A 1,509-nucleotide genomic window follows, 5' to 3' on the forward strand; every position below is an offset into this window, starting at 1 on the left:
GTTCTGTCCGGCTTTGCTGGTCGCCTCTTGCGGATCGTCGGCCGTCAGTCCCATGGCGCGCGGGCCGTCGCCGAGATCCTCCAGGCCCTTGCGGCTCGAATTGCGGTCGACCAGCTTGACCGGGTTGAAGTAGCTGGCCACGGCTGCCTTGGTCTGCTCGTTGGCGGCGTTGATCAGCCACATGACCAGGAAGAAGCACATCATGGCCGTCATGAAGTCGGCGAAGGCGATCTTCCAGACGCCGCCATGGTGGGCCTCGTCATGGTCGTCATGACTGCGCCGCACGATGATGATCTCGTGGCGGCCCTGATCGGCGTTGGCGACGCTCATGCCAGGACCTCCGAGAGGGTCGTCGACCATTCGGCCATGCGCGTTTCGAACACCGCCTCGTCGATAGCCACGGTCAGGTCGAAGCCTGGCGCCTCGACAAAATCGAGATTGGCGGCGCGGGGTCCGAGCGATGCCTTCAGTGTTTCGAACATCGAGAGCGGGCCGCGCACGACGATGCGCACAGCCTCGGCGTCGCCAACCGCTTCGCGGACGGCGTCTGCCAACGCATCGATCGAACGTTTCTGCAGATCGTCGCTGACGATGCCGCCGATGATGCGGGCGACCGTGCCGGCGACAAGTCCGGTCACGCGCGCCTCCATCGCATCGATGTGCAACGAGACCGCCTTGCCGACATCGTCGCCAAGGCTTTCGAGAAATATCCTTGCTTCCTCAGCACTGGCCTGGCGTTCGGCTTCGAGCGCGGCGTCATGCGCAGCCGCCAGGCGGCCCTCCAGCGCTGCCTCCGCCTGGGCAACCGCCTCGGCGATCAGCGTGCCGATATCGGCTTGCGTCGCCGGCGTCTCGGGCTTGTGTTCGGGATCGACTGCTGCCCGGGGCTGGCCGGCACGCTGCGCGCGCGTGCCGAAATCAGGCAGAAGGTCGAAGAGGGCTACGGAAGGCATGGTTTACACCGCCACTTCCTGGGAAGCCCATTTGCGCAGGATCTGCGCGGTGCGCTCCTCGTTGAGGTCGACCATCCTGGCAAGCCGGTCCTGCGGCGCCGGCCGGATCTTCTGGCGAAGATCGTCGAGCGGAGTGGGGCCTGGGCGTGTGCCTGGCAAGGCGCCAACCGCGGCATTGTCGGTGGCCGCCATTGCCTCCGGCGTCGGCAGCGAGCGCTGGACGTCGTCGAAGCTGGGACCTGCCAGGGCTGGAGCAGCCTTTGCCGTCAGCGCCGCGGCCATCGGCCTCAGGCCGAAGAAGGCCACCAGGAACACCACGACGATGAAGGCACCTGCATTGATCATCGTGCCGGCATGCTGGCCGATCGAATCGAGCATTCCCGCCTGCGGGATCGCCTCGCCATCCAGGCCATCGATGAACTCGACCGCCGAGACGTCGATGATGTCGCCGCGCTTTTCATCCAGGCCGGTGGCGGATGTGACCATCTTCTGGATCTCGGCGACGCGCTTGGCGATCTGCTCCGGTGTGGCGTCCTTGCCGAGGATGGTCGTCAGC

At 65.9% G+C, this 1,509-nt stretch carries 3 protein-coding genes; all 3 read right to left on the bottom strand.

What is annotated here, in order from left to right; all coding sequences use genetic code 11:
* On the bottom strand, positions 1-330 hold a 330-nt coding region (locus ENZ75_RS31570), incomplete at its 3' end, for a flagellar motor protein MotB (RefSeq protein WP_281061320.1).
* Complete coding sequence (locus tag ENZ75_RS31575) at positions 327-953, bottom strand: hypothetical protein (RefSeq protein ID WP_063168920.1); 627 nt, start codon at positions 951-953, stop codon at positions 327-329. The genes ENZ75_RS31570 and ENZ75_RS31575, both read right to left, overlap by 4 nt.
* Before the next feature lie 3 nt (positions 954-956).
* Positions 957-1,509, bottom strand: a 553-nt coding sequence (locus tag ENZ75_RS31580; protein WP_348630645.1) for a flagellar M-ring protein FliF C-terminal domain-containing protein, incomplete at its 5' end; no start/stop codon positions are given.

The sequence above is a fragment of the Mesorhizobium sp. M7A.F.Ca.CA.002.04.1.1 genome, assembly GCF_004022805.1.
GTDB lineage: Bacteria > Pseudomonadota > Alphaproteobacteria > Rhizobiales > Rhizobiaceae > Mesorhizobium > Mesorhizobium ciceri.

What these genes read in the sequence shown, in the direction of transcription:
- ENZ75_RS31575 (WP_063168920.1), bottom strand. Translation starts at nt 953, where the DNA reads ATGCCTTCCGTAGCCCTCTTCGACCTTCTGCCTGATTTCGGCACGCGC.